The organism is Streptomyces sp. NPDC043726 (assembly GCF_056436565.1).
Window position 1 is genome coordinate 433,372 of record NZ_JBWKCI010000008.1, and the last position, 23,692, is coordinate 457,063.

At 70.9% G+C, this 23,692-nt stretch carries 19 protein-coding genes and 1 pseudogene; 6 read left to right on the top strand and 14 right to left on the bottom strand.

The window, feature by feature from the left end:
- Positions 1-23: 23 nt before the first annotated feature.
- Both AC068Z_RS25190 and AC068Z_RS25195 read right to left on the bottom strand, forming a co-directional pair.
- The gene (locus tag AC068Z_RS25190; RefSeq protein ID WP_478559702.1) at positions 24-884 is read right to left on the bottom strand and encodes an esterase/lipase family protein; all 861 of its coding nucleotides are present in this window, start codon (positions 882-884) and stop codon (positions 24-26) included.
- A 145-nt stretch (positions 885-1,029) separates the two neighbouring features.
- Positions 1,030-1,476 (bottom strand): MarR family winged helix-turn-helix transcriptional regulator, encoded by a 447-nt coding sequence (locus AC068Z_RS25195; protein WP_478559705.1) that lies wholly within the window; start codon positions 1,474-1,476, stop codon positions 1,030-1,032.
- Positions 1,477-1,576: 100 nt separating this feature from the next.
- Here AC068Z_RS25195 and AC068Z_RS25200 point away from each other — a divergent pair, with 100 nt between their 5' ends.
- A complete protein-coding gene (locus tag AC068Z_RS25200) occupies positions 1,577-1,951 on the top strand; it encodes a cupin domain-containing protein (protein ID WP_478559708.1) in 375 nt (124 codons plus the stop codon).
- Here the strand turns inward: AC068Z_RS25200 and AC068Z_RS25205 are convergent.
- The 4 genes and pseudogenes from AC068Z_RS25205 to AC068Z_RS25220 all read right to left on the bottom strand — a co-directional run bounded on the left by AC068Z_RS25205 (position 1,929) and on the right by AC068Z_RS25220 (position 7,513).
- A complete protein-coding gene (locus tag AC068Z_RS25205; RefSeq protein ID WP_478559711.1) occupies positions 1,929-2,387 on the bottom strand; it encodes an NADAR family protein in 459 nt (152 codons plus the stop codon). The two genes, AC068Z_RS25200 and AC068Z_RS25205, sit on opposite strands and share 23 nt — an antisense overlap.
- Before the next feature lie 194 nt (positions 2,388-2,581).
- A pseudogene (locus AC068Z_RS25210) lies at positions 2,582-3,067 on the bottom strand (DUF7638 domain-containing protein); the annotation flags it as partial.
- Positions 3,068-3,101: 34 nt separating this feature from the next.
- Complete coding sequence (locus AC068Z_RS25215; RefSeq protein WP_478559714.1) at positions 3,102-4,076, bottom strand: DNA polymerase Y family protein; 975 nt, start codon at positions 4,074-4,076, stop codon at positions 3,102-3,104.
- Complete coding sequence (locus AC068Z_RS25220) at positions 4,073-7,513, bottom strand: DNA polymerase III subunit alpha (protein ID WP_478559717.1); 3,441 nt, start codon at positions 7,511-7,513, stop codon at positions 4,073-4,075. Before AC068Z_RS25220 ends, AC068Z_RS25215 begins: the two co-directional genes overlap by 4 nt.
- A 133-nt stretch (positions 7,514-7,646) precedes the next feature.
- Between AC068Z_RS25220 and AC068Z_RS25225 the strand changes: the two genes are divergently transcribed.
- On the top strand, positions 7,647-8,681 hold the full coding sequence (locus tag AC068Z_RS25225; protein ID WP_478559720.1) for a DUF3533 domain-containing protein: 1,035 nt from the start codon (positions 7,647-7,649) through the stop codon (positions 8,679-8,681).
- Positions 8,682-8,745: 64 nt separating this feature from the next.
- On the opposite strand, the gene AC068Z_RS25230 is transcribed toward AC068Z_RS25225, so the two are convergent.
- From AC068Z_RS25230 to AC068Z_RS25245, 4 genes are all read right to left on the bottom strand, one after another.
- Complete coding sequence (locus AC068Z_RS25230) at positions 8,746-9,828, bottom strand: S1 family peptidase (RefSeq protein WP_478559722.1); 1,083 nt, start codon at positions 9,826-9,828, stop codon at positions 8,746-8,748.
- Between the two features lie 277 nt (positions 9,829-10,105).
- Positions 10,106-11,023, bottom strand: coding sequence for a slipin family protein (locus AC068Z_RS25235; protein ID WP_478559905.1), 918 nt, complete (start codon positions 11,021-11,023; stop codon positions 10,106-10,108).
- 157 nt (positions 11,024-11,180) lie between these two features.
- Entirely contained in the window at positions 11,181-12,089 is a 909-nt protein-coding gene (locus tag AC068Z_RS25240) for a S1 family peptidase (protein WP_478559725.1), read from the bottom strand.
- A gap of 238 nt (positions 12,090-12,327) precedes the next feature.
- Positions 12,328-13,488 carry a DUF5685 family protein gene (locus AC068Z_RS25245; RefSeq protein ID WP_478559908.1) on the bottom strand — a complete coding sequence of 387 codons (1,161 nt, stop codon included), beginning with the start codon at positions 13,486-13,488 and terminating at the stop codon, positions 12,328-12,330.
- Positions 13,489-13,824: 336 nt separating this feature from the next.
- On the opposite strand from AC068Z_RS25245, the gene AC068Z_RS25250 reads away from it, so the two are divergent.
- Positions 13,825-14,262 (top strand): cell division protein SepF, encoded by a 438-nt coding sequence (locus AC068Z_RS25250; RefSeq protein WP_451726115.1) that lies wholly within the window; start codon positions 13,825-13,827, stop codon positions 14,260-14,262.
- A gap of 55 nt (positions 14,263-14,317) precedes the next feature.
- On the opposite strand, the gene AC068Z_RS25255 is transcribed toward AC068Z_RS25250, so the two are convergent.
- Together AC068Z_RS25255 and AC068Z_RS25260 are read right to left on the bottom strand one after the other, a co-directional pair.
- Positions 14,318-15,496 carry an acyl-CoA dehydrogenase family protein gene (locus tag AC068Z_RS25255; protein ID WP_478559729.1) on the bottom strand — a complete coding sequence of 393 codons (1,179 nt, stop codon included), beginning with the start codon at positions 15,494-15,496 and terminating at the stop codon, positions 14,318-14,320.
- A gap of 89 nt (positions 15,497-15,585) precedes the next feature.
- Positions 15,586-17,259: an MFS transporter gene (locus AC068Z_RS25260; RefSeq protein ID WP_478559732.1), complete on the bottom strand. Its 1,674-nt coding sequence runs from the start codon at positions 17,257-17,259 to the stop codon at positions 15,586-15,588.
- A 271-nt stretch (positions 17,260-17,530) separates the two neighbouring features.
- Here AC068Z_RS25260 and AC068Z_RS25265 point away from each other — a divergent pair, with 271 nt between their 5' ends.
- Positions 17,531-19,045, top strand: coding sequence for a glycosyltransferase family 39 protein (locus tag AC068Z_RS25265; protein ID WP_478559735.1), 1,515 nt, complete (start codon positions 17,531-17,533; stop codon positions 19,043-19,045).
- Positions 19,046-19,284: 239 nt separating this feature from the next.
- Entirely contained in the window at positions 19,285-20,289 is a 1,005-nt protein-coding gene (locus tag AC068Z_RS25270; protein WP_478559738.1) for a phosphatase PAP2 family protein, read from the top strand.
- A gap of 117 nt (positions 20,290-20,406) precedes the next feature.
- Here the strand turns inward: AC068Z_RS25270 and AC068Z_RS25275 are convergent, their stop codons facing one another.
- Positions 20,407-20,622 carry an I78 family peptidase inhibitor gene (locus AC068Z_RS25275; RefSeq protein ID WP_451726120.1) on the bottom strand — a complete coding sequence of 72 codons (216 nt, stop codon included), beginning with the start codon at positions 20,620-20,622 and terminating at the stop codon, positions 20,407-20,409.
- 430 nt (positions 20,623-21,052) lie between these two features.
- Between AC068Z_RS25275 and ctaD the strand changes: the two genes are divergently transcribed.
- The gene (gene ctaD, locus AC068Z_RS25280; protein WP_478559743.1) at positions 21,053-22,732 is read left to right on the top strand and encodes an aa3-type cytochrome oxidase subunit I; all 1,680 of its coding nucleotides are present in this window, start codon (positions 21,053-21,055) and stop codon (positions 22,730-22,732) included.
- Here ctaD and AC068Z_RS25285 read toward each other — a convergent pair.
- The gene (locus AC068Z_RS25285; RefSeq protein WP_478559746.1) at positions 22,623-23,648 is read right to left on the bottom strand and encodes a helix-turn-helix transcriptional regulator; all 1,026 of its coding nucleotides are present in this window, start codon (positions 23,646-23,648) and stop codon (positions 22,623-22,625) included. The genes ctaD and AC068Z_RS25285 overlap by 110 nt on opposite strands.
- Positions 23,649-23,692 lie beyond the last annotated feature (44 nt).

Below are 23,692 nucleotides of genomic sequence, written 5' to 3' on the forward strand. Positions count from 1 at the left end.
GGCCGGTCAGGCCCCGGCGGTGCTCAGCTGAACACCGACGCGCAGGTGGTGGGGGTCGCCCGCGCCGGGTCGAGGGCGTTGGCCACCTCGTGGAAGGCGATCCGGTCGATCAGGCCGATCGCCACATGCTCGGAGAGGTCCACCGGGCACAGGTCCTGGAGCAGCACATTGCGTACGTTCGCACCGTCGAGGAACTGACTCCGGTACGGCGTGACGACCTGGTCGTACTTGGTGGCCAGGACGGTGTACTTGACGCCGGGCACGGTGTCGCCGCCCGCGTTCAGCTTGGTGAGGAAGGCGGAGCCGACGATCTGGTCGGCGAGGCCGGGCGTGGCGGCGGAGAGCAGGTCCTCGGCGCCCGGGAAGTACGGCAGCAGGTTGGTGAGGCCGGAGAGGTTCGTGCCGTGGTTGTCGGGTGCGATGCCCACGAGGGCGTTCACCTCGGCCGCTCCGCCGAGGAACTTCAGGTAGTAGCGGGGCATCATGCCGCCCTGGGAGTGGCCGACGAGGTCGGCCTCGGCGGCGCCGGTCGCGGCGAGCACCTTGTCGACGAAGGCGTCCAGTTGTTCCGCCGACTTGTCGATCGGGCCGAGCCCGTGGAAGAACGGCACGCCGGGCAGCCGGCCGTAGTCGAGCGAGAAGACGCAGTAGCCGCGCTTGGTCAGATAGGGCGCGAGGCCCAGCCAGTTGTCGACGGAGTTGCCGAAGGTGCCGTGCACCAGGACGACGGGGCGGGGGTGGGCCGTGGAGGGCTTGCAGGCGTAGTTGTTCCAGCCTGAACTCGGCGCGTCGGCGGCCTGGGTGGCGGAGGCGGGGACGAGGGCGACCGCGGTGGCCAGCAGCAGGCCTACGGCGGGTCTGAGCAGTCTCTTCCAGGGCAGCATCGGGTGATCTCCTTGCGGCTCAAGGGAGTTGCGATGGCTTTACGCCCTGTGATCCGGATCACGGGATGCTGTTCACTTGTCAAGTTACGGACGAGTAGTTCAAGGGGGAAGTTACGCGTCAGTAAAAACTTCCAGTGATAACCAGTCACCAGACGGGGCGGATGGGCCCGCTGGGCGCGATGCGCAGCAACTGCTGTGCCACCGCCCGCATTTCCCCGTCCCCCACCAGCGCGCTCCACTCCCCGACGACCTCCGCCGCCGCCTCCTCGGCGGCCCGGGTACAGGCCCACCCGCGCTCGGTCAGGACGATCAGCCGGGCGCGCGCGTCCCGCGGATGCGGCCGTCGTTCGGCGTATCCCCTGCGCACCAGCTCGTCGACCAGCTGGCTGGCGGCCTGCTTGGTCACCCCGAGGTGCGCCGCGAGATCGGTGACCGTGGCGTCGCCCTGGGCGAGCCGCGTGAAGGCGAATCCATGGGCCGGCCGCACCTCCTCGAACCCGCGCGCGACGACGCTGTCGTTGATACGCCGGGTGAGGTCACCGGCGGTGGCGAGCAGGGCGTAGGTCAGGGCCAGGGCTTCGGAGTTCTGCACGTGCGCATTGAAACACCTTGACGAACAAGTCAAGAAGCTTGACCATATAGTCAATCCACTTGACCAGTTTCGCTGTGTGCCTGAGGGAGAAGACCTGCTCATGCCCGTGATCCGCTCCTCCGAGGCCGTGGTCCACGAGATCCACGGCGCCCGTTTCGTCTCGTACGCCACCCCGCTCACCGGCAGCAAGGAGCTGTGCGCCTGGCGCGGCGAGATCCCGCCGGGGACCAAGGCGCCGGCGCACACCGTGAACAAGGAGGAGATCCTGCACGTCCTGATCGGCACGCTGCGCGTCACCCTGGACGGCCGTACGGACGACCTGGCGGCGGGCGACACGCTGATCATCAACCCCGGTTCGACCCTCGCCGTCGAGAACCCGACCGATCAGACCGCGCTGACCTGGGTCACCACGTCCATCGGGCTGGCGGCGGAACTCGCCGACGGCACGCGGATCACTCCGCCGTGGGCCAACTGACCGATTCCAGCAGCAGTTCGGCGCGGATCAGCTCCAGCAGCCGGCCGACCCAGTTGCGGCCCCGGCCGTCCCGGGCGTCCGTCCAGTACGGAGCCTCCGAGAACCCGGTGTAGCTGATCCGCGCGTCGCCGGTGCCGAGCAGCACCCCGGCCAGTTCGGGGTGCTGGGTGAACTTGGCGCGCAACAGCCCGGCCATGACCGCGGGACGCAGCTCCGGCCAGTCGTCCCGGCGCGCCGCCCGGCCGCCCAGCTCCTGCGCCTCACGCGGAGTGGCGGCGGCGCGGACGCGGTCGTGGTCGGCCGGGTCGGCCGTGGAGAGGGCCCAGTAGCCGTGCAGGACGGAGGTGTAGGTCCGGCCGCCGAAGTCGACGGACACGGAGTAGTCGTTGCGCAGCACGAACAGGCCGGGCTCCTCGGGCCAGCCGCTGGGGTACACGACCTGATGGGAGACGAGCGCGGGCCGCCCGGGGCCAGCAGGGTCGTCCGCGTGCAGCAGGGCCTCCCGCTCCTCCCACTTCCGTACGGCCTCGTCGCCGCGCCCGAAGTAGTCCAGTGCCTGCCGGTGCAGCTCGGGGTCGCGAGCGGACCGTCCCCGTCGACGGGCCGACCGAGGTCCGTGACCAGGATCCGCAGCGGGCGGTCCTGCACGTCCATGTCCCCCAGAACGTAGATGCGCAGGTGCGCCGGCACCGCCAGGTAGGCCTCCCGGAGCAGAGCGCGGTGCGGCTCGGACGGCTCCGCCCGAAACCGCCGGATCGCCTCCTGCAACCGGTCCCGGACGGTAGGCCGACCGCTCAACTCCGCTACCTTGTCGGCGACTTCGAGCAGGAAGCTCTCCGGCGTGCACACTTCGGGACTACGGGACTTCCACTTGGGCTCGTCCGCGGCCCGGTCGGGAGCACCGGGATCCCGCGCGAGAATCTCCCCGGAGCCGATCAGCTCCGCCAGCCCTTCCACATCGGTCCGCGCGGCCCCCCGAACCACGCCGTCCGCGAAGACGACGAGATCCTCGACCACGTACTCCCCGTTGTACGGAACCCGCCGCCACACATGGCACCAGGCCCCGTCGATCCTCTCCCCGTCAACGACCCGATGGGTCGGCCCACTCCAGCTCATACGGGCCACGCTATCCGGCGCGGCGAAGGGGGGCTCAGGCGGCCAGCGCCCCCGGCATCACCGCCGTAGGACCGAACTTGGCCCGCACCCGGTCCGCGACCTCCTCGATCCTGCGCACCTTCTCGTCGACCGGGTCGAAGGTGAGCTGGTAGGAGGACTGCTCGGCGGAGTCCAGGCCCTCCGCCCGCAGGACGAGCGCCCGTACCCGCGCCCGCTGCAGCCCCAGCGCCTCGTACATGCCGTACGCCACCCGGGTCAGCGCGGGTGAGTGCGCGGTCGGTTCCTTCAGGGTCCGGCTGCGTGAGGTCCCGGAGCGGTCCGCGTACCGGACCGTGAGCGTCAGCGTCCCGCACACCTGGTCCAGCGCCCGCAGCCGCGCCCCCAGTTCCTCTGCCGCCGAGAGCAGGGCGCGCCGATGCCGGTTCGGGTCCAACTCGTCGCGGTCGAAGGGCCGTTCAGTGATCAGCGACCGTGCCACCGCGTTCGGCACGACTCGCCCGCGGTCCACCCCGTTCGCCTTCTCCCGCAGCTCGCGTCCCGCCTTCGCGCCGATCAGCCGCTGCAGGGTGGAAAGCGGCGCGGCGGCGACCCGGCCGAGGGTGTCGAGACCGTACTCGCACAGGGTCCGCGCGGTCGCGGCCCCCACCCCCGGCAGCGCCGTCACCGGCTTCTCCGCCAGGAAGTCCACGATGCCGTCCCGCTCCGACGGCACGAGACACGTCACGCCGGGCCGCGCCTCCCGCAGGGCCATCCGGGCCAGCATCGTCCCCGGACCGGCCCCGATCACACAGTCCACGCCGTACAGCGCGAGCGCCCGCACCCGGATCACGGAGGCCAGCTCCACCGCGTCGCGCCCGAAGTACCGCTCGGCGCCCCGGAGATCGACCAGCGCCCCGTCCGGCGGCAGGGCCTCCACGACGGGCGTGAACTCCTCCAGCAGGCCGAGCAGCCCGGGCAGGGCCGCCTCGTACATCGGCGGCAGCTGGAAACGTACGCAGAGGATGGTCATCCCGCACTCCCCGGGCTCTGATGCCACAACTTCCGTGTCTGCGAGGGCTCCTGACCCGCGGGACGCAGATCGGCCCACGGATGCATTTCGTAACCGGTCGGCATCTGGATGCGCCGGCCCCCGGTGGCGTCACCGCTCCCTTCAGGCACCGGCTCCGCGAGCCGCGCCGCCACCACGTCGAGCCCGCCCCGCGCCCGCAGTTCGGCCAGTTCGGCGAGGTTCCAGGCGGCGGCGCCCACCACGCTGAGGCTGCGCGGCCCGCGCCGCTGCACGACCCCGCGCACCAGCAGCAGCCAGGAGTGGAAGACGGTGTGCGCGCAGGCGTCGTGGGAGTCGTCGAAGAAGGCGAGGTCGACCAGGCCCGTGCCGTCGTCGAGGGTGGAGAAGATGACCCGCTTGCCGGACCGGATCGGCGGGGTCTGGGTGGCCGCCTTGGCGCCCGCCACGAGCACCGTCTCACCGTGCCGCGCCTCCCGCAGCCGGCGCGCGCTGACCACGCCCAGCTCCTCCAGGAACTCCCGGTGGTCGTCCATCAGGTTGCGCGAGGCGTCCATGGACAGCACCCCCAGCTCGGCGCTGAGCCGCTCGGCGGAGGACAGGTCGGGAAGACCGGCCGAGGCCGTCTTCCGCCCGCCCGCCAGCGGAAGTTGACCGCCGCCCGAACCTCGCGCGCCCCGGTGCAGCTCGGTCAGGTGCAGTTGCAGATCACGCCGGTTGGCGCCGAACGCGTCCAACGCGCCGACCTGCGCGAGCCTTTGGGCCAGCGGACGGCTCGGCCGGGCCCGCTCCCAGAAGTCCAGCAGCGAGGCGTACGGCTGCCCGGCCGCGATCCGCGCCGCCTCGGCCTCGCTGATGCCGTGCACATCGGAGAGGGCCAGCCGCAGCCCCCAAATACCGGACACCAGTTCGATAGTGTGTGCGACGCCCGACGCGTTCACGTCCAACGGCAGGATCGGCACCCCCCGCCGCCGCGCGTCCGCCAGCAGCAGCCGCTTGGGGTACATCCCGGGATCGTGCGTGAGCAGCCCGGCGTAGAAGGCGGCCGGGTGGTGCGCCTTCAGCCAGGCCGACTGATACGTCGGTACGGCGAAGGCGACCGCGTGCGCCTTGCAGAAGCCGTACGAGCCGAAGGCCTCGACGATCTCCCAGGTCCGCTGGATCGTCTCCGCGTCGTACCCCTTGGCCGCCGCGTGCTGGGCGAACCAGAACCGGATCCGCCCCTGCGACTCCGGGTCGGAGAGCCCGCGCCGCACCCGGTCGGCCTCGGCCCGTCCGCAGCCGGTCATGATGTCGACGATGTCGATGATCTGCTCGTGGAAGACCACGACCCCGTACGTCCCCTCCAGCGGCTCCTTCAGGTCCGGGTGCGGATAGCGGACCGGCGCCCGCCCGTGCCGCGCCTCGATGAACGGCCGCACCATGTCGGCGGCGACCGGGCCGGGCCGGAAGAGCGAGATGTCGACGACGAGGTCGTGGAAGGTGGCCGGCTGCAGCCGCCCGACCAGGTCCCGCTGACCCGGCGACTCGATCTGGAAGCAGCCGAGCGTCTCGGTGGAGCGGATGAGTTCGTACGTCGCCGGGTCGCCGGGCGGTACGGCGTCCAGGTCGACCTTCTCCCCCGTCGCCCGCGCCACCTCCGCGACCGCGTGCGCCATCGCCGACTGCATCCGCACCCCGAGCACGTCCAGCTTGAGCAGCCCGAGGTCCTCCACGTCGTCCTTGTCGAACTGCGACATGGGAAAGCCCTCGCCGCTGGTCGGCATGACGGGCGTACGGCCGAGCAGGGAGGCGTCGGACAGGAGCACTCCGCAGGGGTGCATGGCGACTCCGCGCGGGAGGGCGTCCAGGGCCTCGGTCAGCTCCCAGAGGCGGCCGTACTTCTCCTTCTCCCCCGCGAGTTCCTTGAGTTCGGGCAGCTCCTCCAGCGCGGCACGGGCGTCCCGCGCCCGGATGTGCGGGAAGGACTTGGCGATACGGTCGATGTCGGCGGGGTCCATGGACAGGGCCGCGCCCACGTCCCGGATCGCGTGCCGGACCCGGTACGTCTCCGGCATCGCGACCGTCGCCACCCGCTCGGTGCCGAACCGGTCGATGATCGCGCGGTAGACCTCCAGCCGGCGCGCGGACTCCACGTCGATGTCGATGTCGGGCAGGACCAGCCGCCGTTTGGACAGGAAGCGCTCCATCAGCAGCCCGTGCTCGACGGGGTCGGCGTGGGCGATGCCGAGGAGATGGTTCACCAGCGACCCGGCGCCGGAGCCGCGCGCGGCCACCCGGATGCCCATGTCCCTTACGTCGTCCACTACTTGAGCGACCGTCAGGAAGTAGGTGGCGAAGCCGTGGTGGGCGATGATGTCCAGTTCCTCGTGCATCCGCTCCCAGTAGGAGCGCCGCCCGGCGTACCCCTTCAGCACCATCCCCGCCGCCGCCCGCGAGGCGAGCACCCGCTGGGCACTGCGGCGGCCCGCGCCGACGAGCCGCGGCTCGGGGAAGTGCACGCTGCCGATGCCGAGGTCGTCCTCGGGGTCGACCAGGCACTCGGCGGCCGTCGCCCGCGTCTGCTCCAGCAGCCGGTGGGCGGTGTCACGCCGGAAGCCCGCGGCCTCCACGATCCGCTCGGCGGCGTGCAGCATGGCACCGGGGTCCTTGAGCCAGGCCTCCCCCGAGTCCAGCTCCTTGGTGGGGTCGACGGGGACGAGCCGGCGGGCGGCGTCCAGGACGTCGGCGACCGGGCCCTGGCCGGGGTCGGCGTAGCGGACGGCGTTGCTGAGCACCGGCCGGATCCGCTGCTCGGCGGCGAAACCGACGGTACGGGCGGCGAGCCGCAGGGAGCCGGCGCCGGTGCCCTCGCGGCCGTGCCAGACGGCTTCCAGGCGCAGCGCGTCGCCGTAGACCTCCCGCCAGGGGGCCAGCAGCCGGGCGGCGCGGTCGGGGCGGCCCGCGGCGAGGGCGCGGCCGACGTCGGAGTCGGGGCCGAGCAGGACGGTGAGGCCGTCGCCGTGGTTGGCGGACGGGGTCAGGAGCGGCGGTCCGTCACCGGAGTGTGCCGCCGTGACGATTCTGCAGAGGTCGGCCCAGCCACGCGCGCCGTCCCGGGCGAGGAAGGCGACACGGGGTGTCGACTCATCGATGAAGGCACCCCCGCGGACAGGGACGCGGCGCTTTTCCGGTCGTACGGCCCCGTCCCGCCGTACGACCTCGTCCCGCCGTCCGGGCTCGAAGCGGTCCACGGCCAGTTCCGCGCCGAACAGCGGGCGCACCCCCGCCTTGGCGCAGGCCTTGGCGAAGCGGACCGTACCGGCGACGGTGTCGCGGTCGGTGAGGGCGAGGGCGTCCATGCCCCGCTCGGCGGCACGCTCGGCCAGCCGCTCCGGGTGGGAGGCGCCGTAGCGCAGGGAGAACCCGGAGACGGTGTGCAGATGCGTGAACCCGGGCATCCACACCTCCGATATCGAACATCAGTTCCCGACTGCCTCACCCCCACCATAGACCAAAACCCGAACACATGTACGACAACCGTTCGGCCCTCTCCCACCTGCGGAAACGTCCCCCGCCTCGGACTGTGGGGACATGACACGGAACAGCTTTCTCGGTGAGGTGAAGGACGCGGTGACCCCGCGGGCCACCCTGCTCGTCCTCGGTGTGATCGCCCTCCAGCTGCTGTTCATCACGTCCTACGTAGGGGCTCTGCACGACCCGAAGCCGAGGGACGTGCCGTTCGGCGTGGTCGCGCCGCAGGCCGTGGCCGAGCAGGCGGTGACCCGGCTGGAGCGGCTGCCCGACGAGCCACTGGACCCGCGCGTGGTGGCCGACGAGGAGACGGCCCGGGAGCAGATCCTGAACCGGGACATCGACGGGGCGCTGATCATCAATCCGGCCCGGTCGACCGACACGCTCCTGGTCGCGAGCGGCGGCGGTACGGTCCTGGCGACCACCCTGGACCGATACCTGACCGCCCTGGAGGCCTCCCAGCAGCGGACGGTCCGGACGGTCGACGTGGCCCCGGCCTCGCCGGAGGACTTCGACGGCCTGTCCGCCTTCTACCTCGTCGTCGGCTGGTGCGTGGGCGGCTACCTCTGCGCCTCGGTCCTGGCGATCAGCACGGGCGCGCGGCCCCCGAACACGCGCCGCGCGATGATCCGGCTGATCGTGATGGCCCTGGTGGCGATCGTCGGCGGCCTGGGCGGCGCGGTGATCGTCGGCCCGATCCTGGAGGCGCTGCCGGGCGGTGTGATGGCCCTGTGGGGGCTTGGCGCCCTGGTCGTCTTCGCGGTGGGCGCGGCCACCCTCGCCCTCCAGGGCGTCTTCGGCATCATCGGCATCGGTCTGGCGATCCTCCTGGTGGTGATCGCGGGCAACCCGAGCGCGGGCGGCGCCTTCCCCCTGCCGATGCTCCCGCCCTTCTGGCAGGCGATCGGCCCGGCCCTCCCCCCGGGCGCCGGCACCTGGGTGGCCCGCTCGATCGCCTACTTCAAGGGCAACGACACGACGTCCGCGCTGCTGGTCCTGTCGGCGTGGGCCGCGGCGGGCATCGTGATCACGCTGGTGGCGGCGGGCTGGCGCGAGAGACGGAAGGGCGAACGGCTGCCGACGGAGGTTCTGTAGGACGACGTGAAGTCCCGCCCCTCGCACATGGGGCGGGACTTCACGAAGCGAAGAGCGGAAACCGTCAGCCGATCTGGGTGCCCGTCGCCGACAGGGCCTCCGTCACCGGCTGGAAGAAGGTCTCGCCGCCGGAGGTGCAGTCGCCGCTGCCGCCGGAGGTGAGGCCGATCGCCTTGTCGCCGGAGAAGAGCGAGCCGCCGCTGTCACCGGGCTCGGCGCAGACGTCGGTCTGGATCAGCCCGTTGACGATGTCGCCGTTGCCGTAGTTCACGGTGGCGTCGAGACCGGTGACCTTGCCGCTGTGCACCTGGGTCGTCGAGCCGCTGCGGGTGACCTCCATTCCGACGGTGGCGTCGGCCGCGCCGGAGATCGCCTGCGTGGAACCGTTGTAGAGGTTGACCTCGCTCGGGTGCTCGACCTCGCCGCTGTACTTCACCAGGCCGTAGTCGTTGTCCGGGAAGCTGGACACCTCGTTGGCGCCGAGCGCGTTCCCACTCGAGTCCTGCCAGTTGGTGATGCCCTCGGTGCAGTGGCCCGCGGTCAGGAAGTACGGCTCCCCGCCCTTGACCACGTTGAAGCCGAGCGAGCAGCGGCCGCTGCCGTCGGTGATGGCGTCGCCGCCCGCGATGAAGGGCTTGAACTCCCCCTTCGTGCGCTGGAGTTCCGCCGTACCGCCGAGCCCGTCGACGACCTCGGTGAGCTTCGCCCACTCGGCGTCGGAGACCGTGCGGTCGGCGGTGACCACGATTCTGTTGGTCGTCGGGTCGGTCGCCCAGGAAGTCCCGGGGATCGTCGCGTCCTGCTTCAGGGTGCCGCGCGCACTCTTCAGCTCGGCGAGGGAGTTCGCCACGACCCGCGCCTTGGCTCCGGCCTCCTCGACCGTCTCGGCCGCGCCCTTGTCCAGCACGTTCACGACGAGGTTCTTGCTCTGCGCGTCGTAGTACACGCCGGCCGCGTCGGTGCCCAAGTCCTTGACCAGCGTCGAGGCGAGCTTTCCGGCCGCCGTGACCGACAGGGTCTCGGGTGTGGCGGTCGCCGTCGGCTCACTGGCGTTCGCAGCCTGGAAGGTGACTCCGGCGGCGACCAGCGCGGTGATTCCCGCGCCTGCCGCGACGGCCCGCCGCTTGGGTATGCGTCGGTGCTTCAACTCACGTCCTCCTGTGGGGGGTCGGTCCGGAGGCTGTGGGGGCCTCAGGAACCGGAAGGCGTACGGACACAGAGGCGGCGCACAGCAAAAAGCCGCGTCCGTGCCGGTTGATCGCCGCCCACTATTCCGATCCTCACAGGGGGCACACAAGGTCGACTTCAGGACGTACACACGGCCGTCACACCGCATCCCCGCACCCTTGACCGTGCACGGTCACCCCAGGCGGGTTCGCACTGCAAACACTACGCGCGAGTAACTCGTATGCAGCGCGTAAGGTCTACTCCTGTCTTGAATCCGACCCTTCGGGGTCCGGATTCAAGAGCCGCTCGGTGAGCGGCAGTTGCCCGTGGGAGACAGAAGGCGCTTGCTGCTCGACGGCGGGCTGCACCGGAGGAGGAACCGCGGGAGAAGCCGCGGGAGGGGCAGGAGCAGCCGGCTGGGCCGCCCGCTCCAGGAACCTGAGCAACTCCACCGGGAACGGCAGCACGAGCGTCGAGTTCTTCTCGGCAGCGACCGCCACCACGGTCTGCAGCAGCCGCAGTTGGAGCGCGGCGGGCGTGTCCGCCATCTGCTGCGCGGCCTCGGCGAGCTTCTTCGACGCCTGGAGCTCGGCGTCCGCGTTGATGACCCGCGCCCGCCGGTCCCGCGCGGCCTCGGCCTGCCGGGCCATGGACCGCTTCATCGTCTCGGGCAGGGAGACGTCCTTGATCTCGACCCGGTCGATCTGCACGCCCCACCCGATGGCCGGGCTGTCGATCATCAGCTCCAGACCCTGGTTGAGCTTCTCCCGGTCGGACAGCAGATCGTCCAGATCGCTCTTGCCGATGATGGACCGCAGCGAGGTCTGCGCCATCTGCGAGACCGCGAACCGGTAGTCCTCGACCTGCACCAGCGCGTCGGAGGCGTCCACGACCTTGAAGTAGACGACCGCGTCGACGCGCACGGTCACGTTGTCCCGGGTGATGCCCTCCTGGGCCGGCACCGGCATCGTCACGATCTGCATGTTCACCTTGTGCAGCCGGTCCACGAACGGCACGACCAGGGTGAACCCGGGTCCTCGCACCTGGGGCCGCAGCCTGCCGAGCCGGAAGACGGCCCCGCGCTCGTACTGTTTGACGACCCGCGCCGCGGCCATCACGTACACCGCTCCGACAGAGGCGACCGCAGCGCCCGCCGCCACCAGTTCCTCGACCATCACGGCCCCCCAGGGTCCGAAGTGGACGCATCAGGTTGTCAGGTGCCCACCTGGTGTCTGCTTCGACCGTAACTCCGCTGGCCGGACGAGGGCGAGCCCCCGCACGACAGTTGCGTACGGGGGCTCACTTGCTGCTGGCTGTCCGCCGACCGACGTCCTAGAAGACGCTCATGCCGTAGGCGTTCAGGGCCTCCACGACCGGCTGGAAGAAGGTCGTACCGCCGGAGGAGCAGTTGCCGCTGCCGCCGGAGGTCAGACCGTACGCGGTGCCGTTGCTGCCGTAGAGCGGGCCGCCGGAGTCACCGGGCTCGGCGCAGACGTTGGTCTGGATCATGCCGTAGACGATGTCGCCGCCGCCGTAGTTGACGGTCGCGTTCAGACCGGTGACGGTGCCGGTGTGGATGCCGGTGGTGGAGCCGTCACGGATGACGCTGGTGCCCACGGTCGGGTTGGCCGCGCGGACGATGTCCGTGTTTCCGGCGGTGCCCGACTTGGCGATCGACGTGTTCGTGTACCGGACGAGACCGTAGTCGTTCGTCGGGAAGCTGGAGCCGGAGGTCGGGCCGAGGACCGTCGTCCGCCCGGAGTTCGCGTACCACGTGCCCGCGCCGTCGGTGCAGTGACCGGCGGTCAGGAAGTAGTTGGCACCCGCGCTGTTGCGGACGTTGAAGCCGAGGGAGCAGCGCCAGCTACTCGCGTAGATGGCGTCGCCGCCCGCGATGTACTTCTCGAACTTGCCCGGGGTGTGCTTGATGGTGAGGGCGTCGGCGTTGCCGCGGGCCTGCTGCCGGATCTTGGCGATCTCGGCCTGGGAGACCGTGCTGTCGACGGTGACGACGACCCGGTTGGTCTTGCTGTCGACGACCCAGGCGGTGCCCGGCACGTCGGCCTTGAGCACGGAGCCGCTCGCGCTCTTCAGCTCGGCGGAGCTGAAGGTGGTGGGGGTGTCGGCCGCGTTCGCGCTGGGGATCGCGATGGCTGCGGCGGCCACGAGGCCGGTCGATACGGCGATCAGCCGAGTCCGTCTCGCAATGCCGCTGCGGGGGGTGGTGCGCTTGATCCTCACTTTTCGTTCCTCCACATGGGAAGTCGGGGGCCCTCGTGGGGTTTCGGGCCCGTGAGGCGCAGCCAGGAGCCGGGTTCATCCGGATTCCGAACACGCCGTGCCCCTGACAAGCGCTGTGGGGGAGTATTCGGCGGCACGCCGGATGGGCGCAAGAGCGTCTTTCAGCCGTCAACTACTTGCGGAAGCCGCCGGTGCGCGGTCGCGCCGTCGGGCCGTACACCCCGACCCGTGGCTCAGGTCAGCAGTTGCACCCACAATCGCAGCCGTCGCAGCCACAGCTGTCACAGCAGCTCCCGCACCCCTCGCAGCAACTGCAGCAGTCCCCGCACCCGCTGCAGTCGCAATTGGTGCACAGCCCCTCCCGCCGCTGCCGGGACCAGGGATCCTCGAACTCCCCGCAGCACATCTGACAGGTACAGGCCAACCCGACCCATACAGCGCACCCCGCGAGCAATCCCCGCCGATCCCGTCGGGGCGGCTCCGGAGGCAGCTGCGGTCCCCCCGGCCCCCCGGGCCCGGGCGGCGCGTACGGCCCCGCCATGTGGGAGCACGACGCCGATCCGAACGCCCGGTCCACCGACCGGCGCAACTCGTGCACCAACAGCAGATGCGCCAGCTTCGGATCCGTGAACTCGACCTCCCGCAGCGCCAGCCGGATGCCGTGCAGCGCGTCGTCGGCCAGCCGGCGCGCCTCCGTGAGCGGTGTCCCGGTCGCCGTCAGCGGGTTCCAGGCACCCGACGCCGCGTCAGCTTCCCTGTCCTCCACGGCGTCCAGCAGATGCGCCAGCCGCCCGAACAGCCGTCCCGCCTCGGCGAGCGGCCCGGCGTTGCGCGGGCGCCCCGCCAGCACCGCCGTATGCGCGAAGGCCGCCGCCGTGGCGGTCTCCGTCGGCTCGGTCACTACCAGCACCGAGGTCCCGGGGCCCGCCAGCGCCTCGATCCCGACCTGCCGCTCCACCGCGTCGACCAGCAGCCCGGTGTCGAACCCCACCGCGGAACCGCTCCGCGCCCCCGCGGCCCCCCAGCTCGACGCGACCCGGCGCGCGGCCACCGCCACCGGACGCCGCGCCAGCAGCCCGTCCCCGTCGGCCAGATGGTCCCGGACCTTCGCCGAGGCCAGCACCAGCGACACCGCGGCCGCCAGGCGTGCCCCTTCCCCTCGCGCGACGGACGCCGTGCGCATCCCGCGCAACGGACACGGCCCGGCCGTACGCCGAAGCCCCTCGTCCGCGACCGCCTGAGCCTCCGTCAGAACCGAGATCAGCAGCCCGTCGTAGTTCGTCACCACCCGCGCGAACTGACCGTGGTCCCCGCGCAACGCCAGGCACAGACCGCACAGATGGGCCATCCACTGACCTGCCAGCCGCTCCCCGAGCCGATGCCGGCAGGGCCTGACCATTCCGAACACGACGCTCCCCCGTGGTACGCACAGCATCAAGTACGACATTGAGACCGGCGCATCGTATCGACCGCCCCTGTGGCCCCTTGAGCGCCCTCCCGCTTCACTCGTACGCACCGCAGATCACCCATACGCCGCGAAGAATCATATTTCACTCACAGTCAGCAGCCATGTGGGGCACGGCCCTTGGCACAACTGGGCTCTCGACGTATGCGCTGTGCACCAGTACCGTCACAAACCCCCCGCGCGGCGTCTATCCACTTGGCGCGCCGTCCGCATCATGGATGACCATAGGGATGCGGAAAGCAAGAAAGACCGCTGTGAGAGGAGGCGTCCATGGGATCGGTGCGCAAGGCGAGTGCCTGGCTGGGCCTCGTTGACGACAACGATGACGAGCGTTACTACGACGACGACTACTCCGAAGGGACCGAGTCCGGGGATGCCTGGGTCACGGACCCGCGGGTCAAGGTGGCGGCGGACGTCGCCGAGGAGAAGGGCCGCCGGATCGGCACGGTGACCCCGGACAGCTTCCGGGACGCCCGCGCCATCGGCGAGCTGTTCCGTGACGGCGTCCCGGTCATCATGAACCTCACGGCCATGGAGGCCGCCGACGCCAAGCGCGTCGTCGACTTCGCGGCCGGCCTGATCTTCGGTCTGCGCGGTTCGATCGAGCGGGTGTCCACCCGGGTGTTCCTGCTGACCCCGGCCGACACCGAGATCATCAACGGCGAGCCGGCCGCGCACCGGACGGACGGCTTCTTCAACCAGAGCTGAGGCAGGGCCGCTTCACCGGCCCTGCCCCCTCGGGGTTCACCGGAACCCCTCGGGCTCACCGGAACGCGTCGAGCCCGGTGAGCGCCTTGCCCAGCACCAACTGGTGCATCTCGACGGTGCCCTCGTACGTCAGCACCGATTCGAGGTTCGTCGCGTGCCGCATGATCGGGTACTCCAGCGAGATCCCGTTGGCGCCGAGGATCGTCCGCGCCGTACGGCAGATGTCGATGGCCTCGCGGACGTTGTTGAGCTTGCCGAAGCTGACCTGCTCGGGACGCAGGCGCCCGGCGTCCATCCGCCGCCCCAGATGGTGGGCGAGCAGAATCCCCTTGTGCAGTTCGACCGCCATGTCGGCGAGCTTGGCCTGGGTGAGCTGGAAGCCGCCGATGGGCCGCCCGAACTGCTCCCGCGACTGCGCGTACTCCACCGCCGCCTCGAAGCAGGAGCGGGCCGCGCCCATGGAACCCCAGACGATGCCGTAGCGGGCGTGCGTCAGACAGCTGAGCGGTCCGCGCAGCCCGGTGACCTCGGGCAGCACCGCGTCGGCGGGCAGCCGTACCTCGTCCATGACCAGCTCGCTGGTGACCGAGGCGCGCAGTGACAGCTTGTGCTTGATCTCGGGGGCGGAGAAGCCGGGGCTGTCGGTCGGCACGACGAACCCGCGGATGCCGTCCTCGGTCTGCGCCCAGACGACCGCGACCCCGGCGACCGAGCCGTTGGTGATCCACATCTTGCGGCCGGTCAGCACCCAGTCGGAGCCGTCGCGCTTGGCGTACGTCCGCATCGAGGCGGGGTCGGAGCCGTGGTCGGGCTCGGTGAGTCCGAAGCAGCCGATGACCTCGCCGGAGGCCATCCGGGGCAGCCACCGCTGCTTCTGCTCCTCGCTGCCGAAGCGGTGGATGGCGTACATGGCGAGGGAGCCCTGCACGGAGACCAGCGAGCGGATCCCGGAGTCGGCGGCCTCCAGCTCCAGACAGGCGAGTCCGTACTGGACGGCACTGGCGCCCGCGCAGCCGTATCCCTTCAGGGACATGCCGAGCGCGCCGATCCCGCCGAGCTCACGGGCCAGTTCGCGGATGCCGGGCAGCTCGCCGGTCTCGTACCACTCGGCGACGTACGGCAGGACGCGGTCGGCGGCCCACCGGCGGACGGTGTCGCGGACGGCGAGGTCCTCGGGCTCCAGCAGGTCGTCGATCCCGAGCGGATCGGCGGGATCGAACGGGGGCAACGGCATGGGAGACCCTCCGGCAGCTCAAAACTAGCAGCGCTAGTCACGGATTGAAGGCCGACGTTACGACGCAGTCTCCACCACGTCCAGCGTTGTCAGGCAGTCACCCGGGACTCGGCGACCTCCCGCGACTCCGCGGCCTTCCGGGACCCGGCGAACTCCCGGGACTCCGCGACCTCCCGGGACTCGGCCACCTCCCGGGGCGCCGGGACGTCCACCTCCACGGCGGCGGCGGGCTCGCACTGCATCGTCCGCGGCAGCCGCAGCGCCATCACCGCGCCGAGCAGCAGCAGGGCGGCGCTGACCAGCAGCGTCACATGAAGTCCGTGGACGAAGCAGTTCCGCGCGGCGACGCGCAGGGTCTCCCCGGCGGCGCCGCCCAGCTGACCGGCCACCTCGTAGGCCTCGCCCAGCGAGTGCCCCGCCGCCCTGGAGGCCTCGGCGGGCACTCCGGGCACGGAGGACAGGCCCGGGGTGTAGGCCGCGTTCATCACGCTGCCGAGCAGCGCGATGCCGATGCCGGCGCCGAGCTGGTAGGAGGTCTCGCCGATCGCCGCGGCGCCGCCCGCCTGTTCCGGCGGGGCCTCGCTCAGCATCGACTCGTAGGCCCCGAACAGCGTGGTCTCCAGCCCGAAGCCGAGCAGGACGAACCCGGAGAGCATCAGCGCGGGATTGTCCGTGCCGCCCATCGCCGTGAGCAGCACCACCGCGAACGCGGTCAGACAGAACCCGGTGCACACCATCCGCCGTGGGCCGAACCGGCGCAGCATCCGGGCTCCGGCGAGGCCCGCGCCCATCGCGGCGAAGGTCAGCGGCAGCAGTCGCAGCCCCGTCTCCAGGGGGGAGAGTCCGAGGACCAGCTGCAGATACTGGGCCGCGATCAGCTCCAGGCCGACCAGCGCGAGCATGGCCAGCACGATGCAGCCCACGGAGGTGCTGAAGGCGGGACGCGCGAACATCCGCAGGTCCACCAGGGGGTGCTTGCGGCGCCGCTGCCGTCGTACGAAGAGGACCAGCAGCGTCACGCCCACGAGCAGGGGAAGGGCGGTGGCGCCGTCGAACTGGCCGCCGCCGAGCCGCTTCACGCCCAGCACGACGCCGAAGAGTCCGGCCGCCGCCATCAGCGCGCCGACCACATCCCAGGGGCCGCGGCCGTCGCCCTTGGACTCGGGCAGCAGCATCCGGCCCACCGGCAGGCTGACCAGCATCAACGGGATGTTGACGAGGAAGACCGAGCCCCACCAGAAGTGCTCCAGCAGGAAGCCGCCGAGCAGCGGTCCGACGGCCGCGCCGACCGCGGCGACCGCGCTCCAGATACCGATGGCGAGGGCTCGCTCGCGCCGGTCGGGAAAGACCTGGCGCAGGATCGACAGGGTCGCCGGCATGATCATCGCGCCGCCGACGCCGAGCAGCGCCCGCGCCACGATCAGCACCTGGGCGGTGTCGGCGAGGGCCGCCATCGCGGAGGCGACGCCGAACAGGCCGTAGCCGAGGAGCAGGATCCGTCTGCGTCCCACGCGGTCGCCGAGCGTGCCGAAGAGGATCAGCAGCGAGGCGCAGACGAGCGGGTAGATGTCGACGATCCAGAGCAGCTCTATGGCGCCCGGCTTGAGGTCCTCGGTGACGGCGGGCACCGCCACGTGCAACACCGTGGCGTCGACGGCGACCAGCAGCAGGCTGGCGCAGAGGACGACGAGGACGACCCAGCGGTTGGCACCGGCCCCGGCCGCCCGACGGCGCAGCGCGGCGGCCGTGGTCGTCCCGGACATGTACGTACCTCCCAGATGTTCCCTCGCCTTCGGCGGGCTCACGGGGTGGGGACTCCCCGTGACTCGGCCGGGGAGGAGCGGTGGTCCCCGGCCCGCGCAACGAAGCGAGTGACTCGTCAGAGTACGCGAGTCCGTACCGGTGCCGAGTGGCGGACCTCTCAGACTTCCGACAGAACTCGTGTGGCGTACGCCACTTCCCGCAGCCTGTCGCGCCCTGTCGAAAACGCCCCGGCGGGCCGTCCGGTTCCGGGCTGCACAGATAATCGAGCCCGTGACCGATCTTCCTACGAGCGTGCGCCGGGCGGCGCCGGCCCTGCTGGGGTACGCGGCGGTGCGCGCCCTGGGCCTGCTGACCCTGGCTCTGTGGAGCGCGGCACGCGACAAGAGCGCGTACACCCTGCTGACCGCCCGCTGGGACTCGCTCTGGTACACGAGGGTCGCCGAGCTGGGGTACGGCTACGAGGTACGGCTGCCGAACGGCGACGTCCACTCCAACCTGGCCTTCTTCCCGCTGCTGCCCTGGCTGGAGCGGATGATCGCCGCGGTCACCCCGCTGACGGCGGCGGACGCCGGGTTCCTGGTCTCGGCCCTCGCCTCGCTCGCGGCGGCCTGGGGGATCTTCGCGGTCGCCGATCATCTCTACGGCCGTCGGGTGGGCGTCTGCGCCGTACTGCTGTGGGCGGTGCTGCCGGTCGGGATCGTGCAGTCGATGGCGTACAGCGAGTCCCTGTTCACGGCGCTCGCGGCCTGGTCGCTGTACGCCGTGCTGACCGGCCGCTGGCTGACCGCCGGCACGCTCGCCCTGCTGGCCGGCCTGACCCGCCCGGTAGGCCTCGCCGTGGTGGCGGCGGTGTGGACGGCCGGGATCGCCTCGTTCGTACGCGACCGACGCGCGACCCCGACCGAGCACGCACACCCCGCGCTCGCACCGGCCCGCAGCGGGGCACCGACCGGTGACGCGCACGAGCTCGCGCCGTCCGCAGGCGACGGAGGCGCGGCACCGGCCAACGGCTCGCACCGGACCGCCCCGCTCGAAGAAGACGCAAGCGCGACACCGGCCAACCACGCACACCGGACCGCCCCGCTCGAAGAAGACCCAAGCGCGACACCGGCCGACCACGCACACCGGACCGCCCCGCTCGGACGGGACGTGAGCGTGGCGTCGGCCGGTGGCGGGCATCAGGTTGCCTCGTTCGGAGGGGACGGAGGCGTGGCGCCCGGCGGCCGCGCACAGGGGTCCGGGCGCGCCCCCTCCCCCGCCGGCGGCCCGACCCCGCCCGGCGCGTCGAGAGTCCGGCGCGCCCTCGGGATGCTGCTCGCGCCCCTGGGCGCCGCCGGTTACGTCCTGTGGGTGGGTCACGACACCGGCAAGGGCCCGCTGGGCTATCTCGACGTTCAGGCGGGCTGGCGCAACGGCTTCGACGGCGGTCTCGCCTTCGCCCGATTCGTCGCCGACAAGTTCACGTCGTTTCCGTCGGCGCTCGCCGGGCTCGGCCTGATCGTCGGGGTCGGCCTCGTGGTGTGGCTGTACGTCGTCTGCGTGCGGCAGGGCCAGCCGCTCCCGCTCCTGGTGTACGCGGGTGTCGTCACCGCGCTCGCCCTGTGCGCCTCGAGCTACTTCGGCTCGAAACCGCGTCTGCTGCTGCCCGCCTTCCCGCTGCTGCTCCCTCTCGCGCTCGCCCTGGCCCGGGCCCGTCCGCGCAGGTCGGCCCTGGTGGTGGCGCTGATCGCGGTGGGCTCGGCGGTCTACGGGGCGTTCTGGCTGAACGGCTCCGGTCCGCCGTGACCGCTCCGGGTACGCCCGGTGATCGTCGAGAGAATTCAGGGCCAGCTTTCGGTGAACGAATTCATAAACCAGATAAAACCGTGCGCTGGAATGATCAAAGGAATTGAAGGGTGCGGCCTCCGCTGATTGCGAAGTCGTAGGAAATAAGGCGCTCCCTGAGAGGAATCCCACATCACATCGTCATCACAAACCGGCGGAATCAGCGGGGTTCTGAGCTCACTCGCTGTAACGTCGATTGGGTGCGTACCGAACGAAACCTCACCCGTCTGGACCGGGTGTTCGCGAGGCTGGACCGGGAGCCGGAACGGCCGGCCCACATCGATGTGCCGAAGATGAGCCGGCACAGGGTGGCCCTTTTCGCGGCCACCCTGGCCTTCTACGGCGCCATCGTGTGGGCCGTGGTCATCACCTCGTGGCTGGTCCGGCTCGACTGGCAGGTCATGTTCTTCCGGCCCTACCAGCAGTGGTCGGAGATCCACGCATTCGTCGACTACTACGTGGTGCTCGGCCAGCGCGGCCCCACCGCGGTGATGATCGCGGCCTGGCTGGGCTGGCGCTCCTGGCGGCAGCACACGCTGCGGCCGCTGCTCGCGCTCGCGACCTCGCTGCTGCTGCTGAACGTCACGGTCGGCGCCGCCAAGCTCGGCATGGGCCGGCTCGGACCGCACTACGCGACCACCGTCGGCTCCAACGAGATGTGGCTCGGCGGCGATATATTCCCCAGCGGCCACACCGCCAACGCCGTGGTGACCTGGGGAATCCTGGCCTACCTGGCCTCCACACCGTGGGCCCGCCGCTGGCTGTCCGCGCTGTCCGCGGTGACCTCGCTGGGCGTCGGCCTGTCCACCGTCTACCTCGGCACGCACTGGCTGAGCGATGTGCTCCTCGGCTGGGCCGCGGGTCTGCTGATCCTGCTCGCGCTGCCCTGGTTCGAGCCGCTGATCGCCCGCGCGGAGACCGCGATCTTCGACCTGCGCGACGCCTGGCGCGCCCGCCGCGCCGGTACGGCCCCCGTTCCGGCCGCCCCGGTCGAGGTCCCGGTGCGGCTCAAGCCGCGTGAGTCCGCGCAGGACGTCTCCCCCACGGCCCGGACGCCCAGGGCGCCGGTCTATCTGGCCCCCGGCCCGCACACGGCCCGCTCGGAGCGCACCCCGGTCACGCCGGTCGGCAGCCGCAGACCGCCCCAGACCGACCGCACCAGCCGCGGCACGACCTCGACGGCACGCCCCCTGACGGGCGGCTAGCCGCCGGAACAGCGGGGCTCGGTACGCACAGCCCGCCCCGCAGCGATCGGCCCCGGTACCCGTGATTCCCCACGGGTACCGGGGCCGTCGCGCTGTCTCAGCCCTTCTCAGCCCTTCTCAGCCCTTCCAGGCCCGGGTCACCAGGCCGTCCTTCACCTCGAAGTTCAGCCGTCCCACGCGGTACTCCATGGTGATGATCGCGCCCGGCGGCAGCGACCGTACGGTGGTCCAGCCCCGTTCGCGGGCGAGCCGCTCGGCGCGGTCGGCGGCGAGGCCGAGATAGCCGTCCGGCTGGTCGTGGGGTTCGGCGGGGGGTGTCGGAATCGGTGCCATGCGGCCACGCTAGGCCCTGTCCGGCGGCTGGGGCCAGGGGAGAGCTCACACCCCGTCACCCGTCCCCCTCCGGTCACGCTTTTGTCACAGGATCACGACACGGGTTTCAAACCTTCTGCGTCACACGGACGGGCGGTTCGCTACGCCTTTCGCAGGCATTCGAACGTAATTCCCGCGTGTCGCGGCAGCGCCCCCAATTGCCCGGCGGAAAGTTCCGGAAGAACTCCCCCCGGACTCCTTTCTCCCGCCGATTCCGCGTGGGTCCACGGGAACTGACGCCACACAGGAATTGCCTCGCAGCCGCACAGAACCCGTCGTACGCCCCCTGTCGGAGCGCACGGCGGCGCGAGCATCATGGCGTGGGCTCGCGGGCAGACGCGGCGCGGGCTTCAGCGGGCCCGGGGCAGGCGAGCGAAGGGGCGAGCGAGCGATGGGCACTGAGACGGTGCAGACGCCGGTACGACCCGTGCGGACCAAGCACAAGGGCCGGGTGATCGTCGACTGGCTGACCACCACCGACCACAAGAAGATCGGCCATCTGTATCTGATCACCTCGTTCCTGTTCTTCCTGCTCGGCGGTCTGATGGCGCTGCTGATGCGCGCCGAGCTGGCCCGGCCGGGGCTCCAGCTCATCGACAACCAGCAGTTCAACCAGCTGTTCACGCTGCACGGCACGATCATGCTGCTGCTCTTCGCGACGCCGGCGTTCGCGGGTTTCGCCAACGAGCTGATGCCGTTGCAGATCGGCGCTCCGGACGTGGCCTTCCCGCGGCTGAACATGCTGTCGTACTGGTTCTATCTGTTCGGCGCCCTGATCGTGGTCGGCTCGCTGCTGGTGCCCTCCGGGCCCGCCGACTTCGGCTGGTTCGCCTACGCGCCGCTCAACAGCCTGGAGCGGTCGCCGGGCGTCGGCGGGGATCTGTGGATCATGGGACTCGCGCTGTCCGGGTTCGGCACGATCCTCGGCGCGGTCAACTTCGTCACCACCATCATCGGGATGCGCGCGCCCGGCATGACGATGTTCCGGATGCCGATCTTCGTGTGGAACACGCTGTTCACGTCGATCCTGATCCTGATGGCGTTCCCGGTGCTGGCGGCGGCGCTGCTGTGCCTGGAGGCGGACCGGCGCTTCGGCTCGCACATCTTCGAGGCGGCCAACGGCGGCGCGCTGCTGTGGCAGCACCTGTTCTGGTTCTTCGGCCATCCCGAGGTGTACATCATCGCGCTGCCGTTCTTCGGCATCGTCAGCGAGATCATCCCGGTCTTCTCGCGGAAGCCCATGTTCGGCTATCTGACGCTGATCGCGGCGACGATGGCGATCACCGGTCTGTCGGTGGTGGTGTGGGCGCACCACATGTTCGCCACCGGCGCGGTGTTGCTGCCGTTCTTCTCCTTCATGAGCTTCCTGATCGCGGTGCCGACCGGGGTGAAGTTCTTCAACTGGACCGGCACCATGCTCAAGGGCTCGCTGTCCTTCGAGACGCCGATGCTGTGGTCGGTGGGGTTCCTGGTGACGTTCCTGTTCGGCGGTCTGACCGGGGTGATCCTGGCGTCCCCGCCGATGGACTTCCACGTCACGGACACGTACTTCGTGGTGGCGCACTTCCACTACGTCGTCTTCGGCACCGTCGTCTTCGCGATCTTCGCCGGGTTCTACTTCTGGTGGCCGAAGTTCACCGGCAGGATGCTCGACGAGCGGCTGGGGAAGATCCAGTTCTGGACGCTGTTCATCGGCTTCCACACCACGTTCCTGGTGCAGCACTGGCTGGGCGCGGAGGGCATGCCGCGCCGGTACGCCGACTATCTGGCCGCCGACGGCTTCACCGCGCTGAACACGGTCTCGACGATCGGCGCGTTCCTGCTCGGCATCTCGACGCTGCCGTTCCTCTACAACGTCTGGAAGACGGCGAGGTACGGCGAGAAGGTCGAGGTCGACGACCCCTGGGGCTACGGCCGTTCGCTGGAGTGGGCGACGTCCTGCCCGCCGCCGCGGCACAACTTCACCACTCTGCCCCGGATCCGCTCGGAGTCCCCGGCGTTCGACCTGCACCATCCCACGTTGGCGGCACTCGCTCCAGAGCCCGAGAAAGCCGGTCCCGAGCGGTCCTGAGGGCGTCGGTGAGCTCCACGGGCTCCAGCACCTCGAACTCGAAGCCGAGCAGCATCACATGGATCACCATCACGTCCAGGCTGCCGGCGCCGGTGCGCAGCAGACAGCTGCGGGGACCCTCGGCCTCCAGCACCCCGGCGGAGGGCGAGATGTGCTCGGCGGCCTCCTTCAGGGGCACCAGCAGCCGGATCAGGGCGTGGGTGGCGTACGCGCGCGTGGAGACGCCCTGGGAGACGTAGGCGGCGAGATCGTCGGCGGGCGGGCGGCGCGGGGTGAAGCGGGGGCCGTGCGGCGGCTTCGGCGTGATGCGGTCGACCCGGAAGATGCGCCAGTCGTCCCGGTCGAGGTCCCAGGCGACCAGGTACCAGCGGCGTTCGGTGCACACCAGGCGGTGCGGCTCGGTTCTGCGGCGGCTGAGCGTGCCGTCGTGGCCCCGGTACTCGAAGCGCAGCCGCTCGGCGTCCCGGCACAGATGGGCCAGTTCGGTGAGGACTCCGGGGTCCACGGTGGAGGGCTGGTTCCGCAGCATCGGCACGGTGAAGGCGGTGAGGGCGCTGATCCGGCGGCGCAGCCGGCTGGGCAGCACCTGCTCCAGCTTGGTCAGGGCCCGTACGGAGGTCTCGCCGATGCCCTCGATGCCCTGTCCCGCCGCGGTGCGCAGTCCGACGGCGACGGCGACGGCCTCGTCGTCGTCCAGGAGCAGCGGAGGCAGCTCGGCGCCCGCGCCCAGCTGGTAGCCGCCGCCGGTGCCGGGACTGGCGTTGACGGGGTAGCCCAGCTCGCGCAGCCGCTCCACGTCCCGCCGGACCGTACGGGGGGTGACCCCGAGGCGGTCGGCGAGTTGCGCTCCGGACCAGTCACGGTGGGCCTGGAGGAGCGAGAGCAGGCGCAGCAGTCGTGCCGAGGTGTCCAACATGGCGCCGAGTCTGCCAGCGCGACCGGACAGTAACGGTCCGCAAT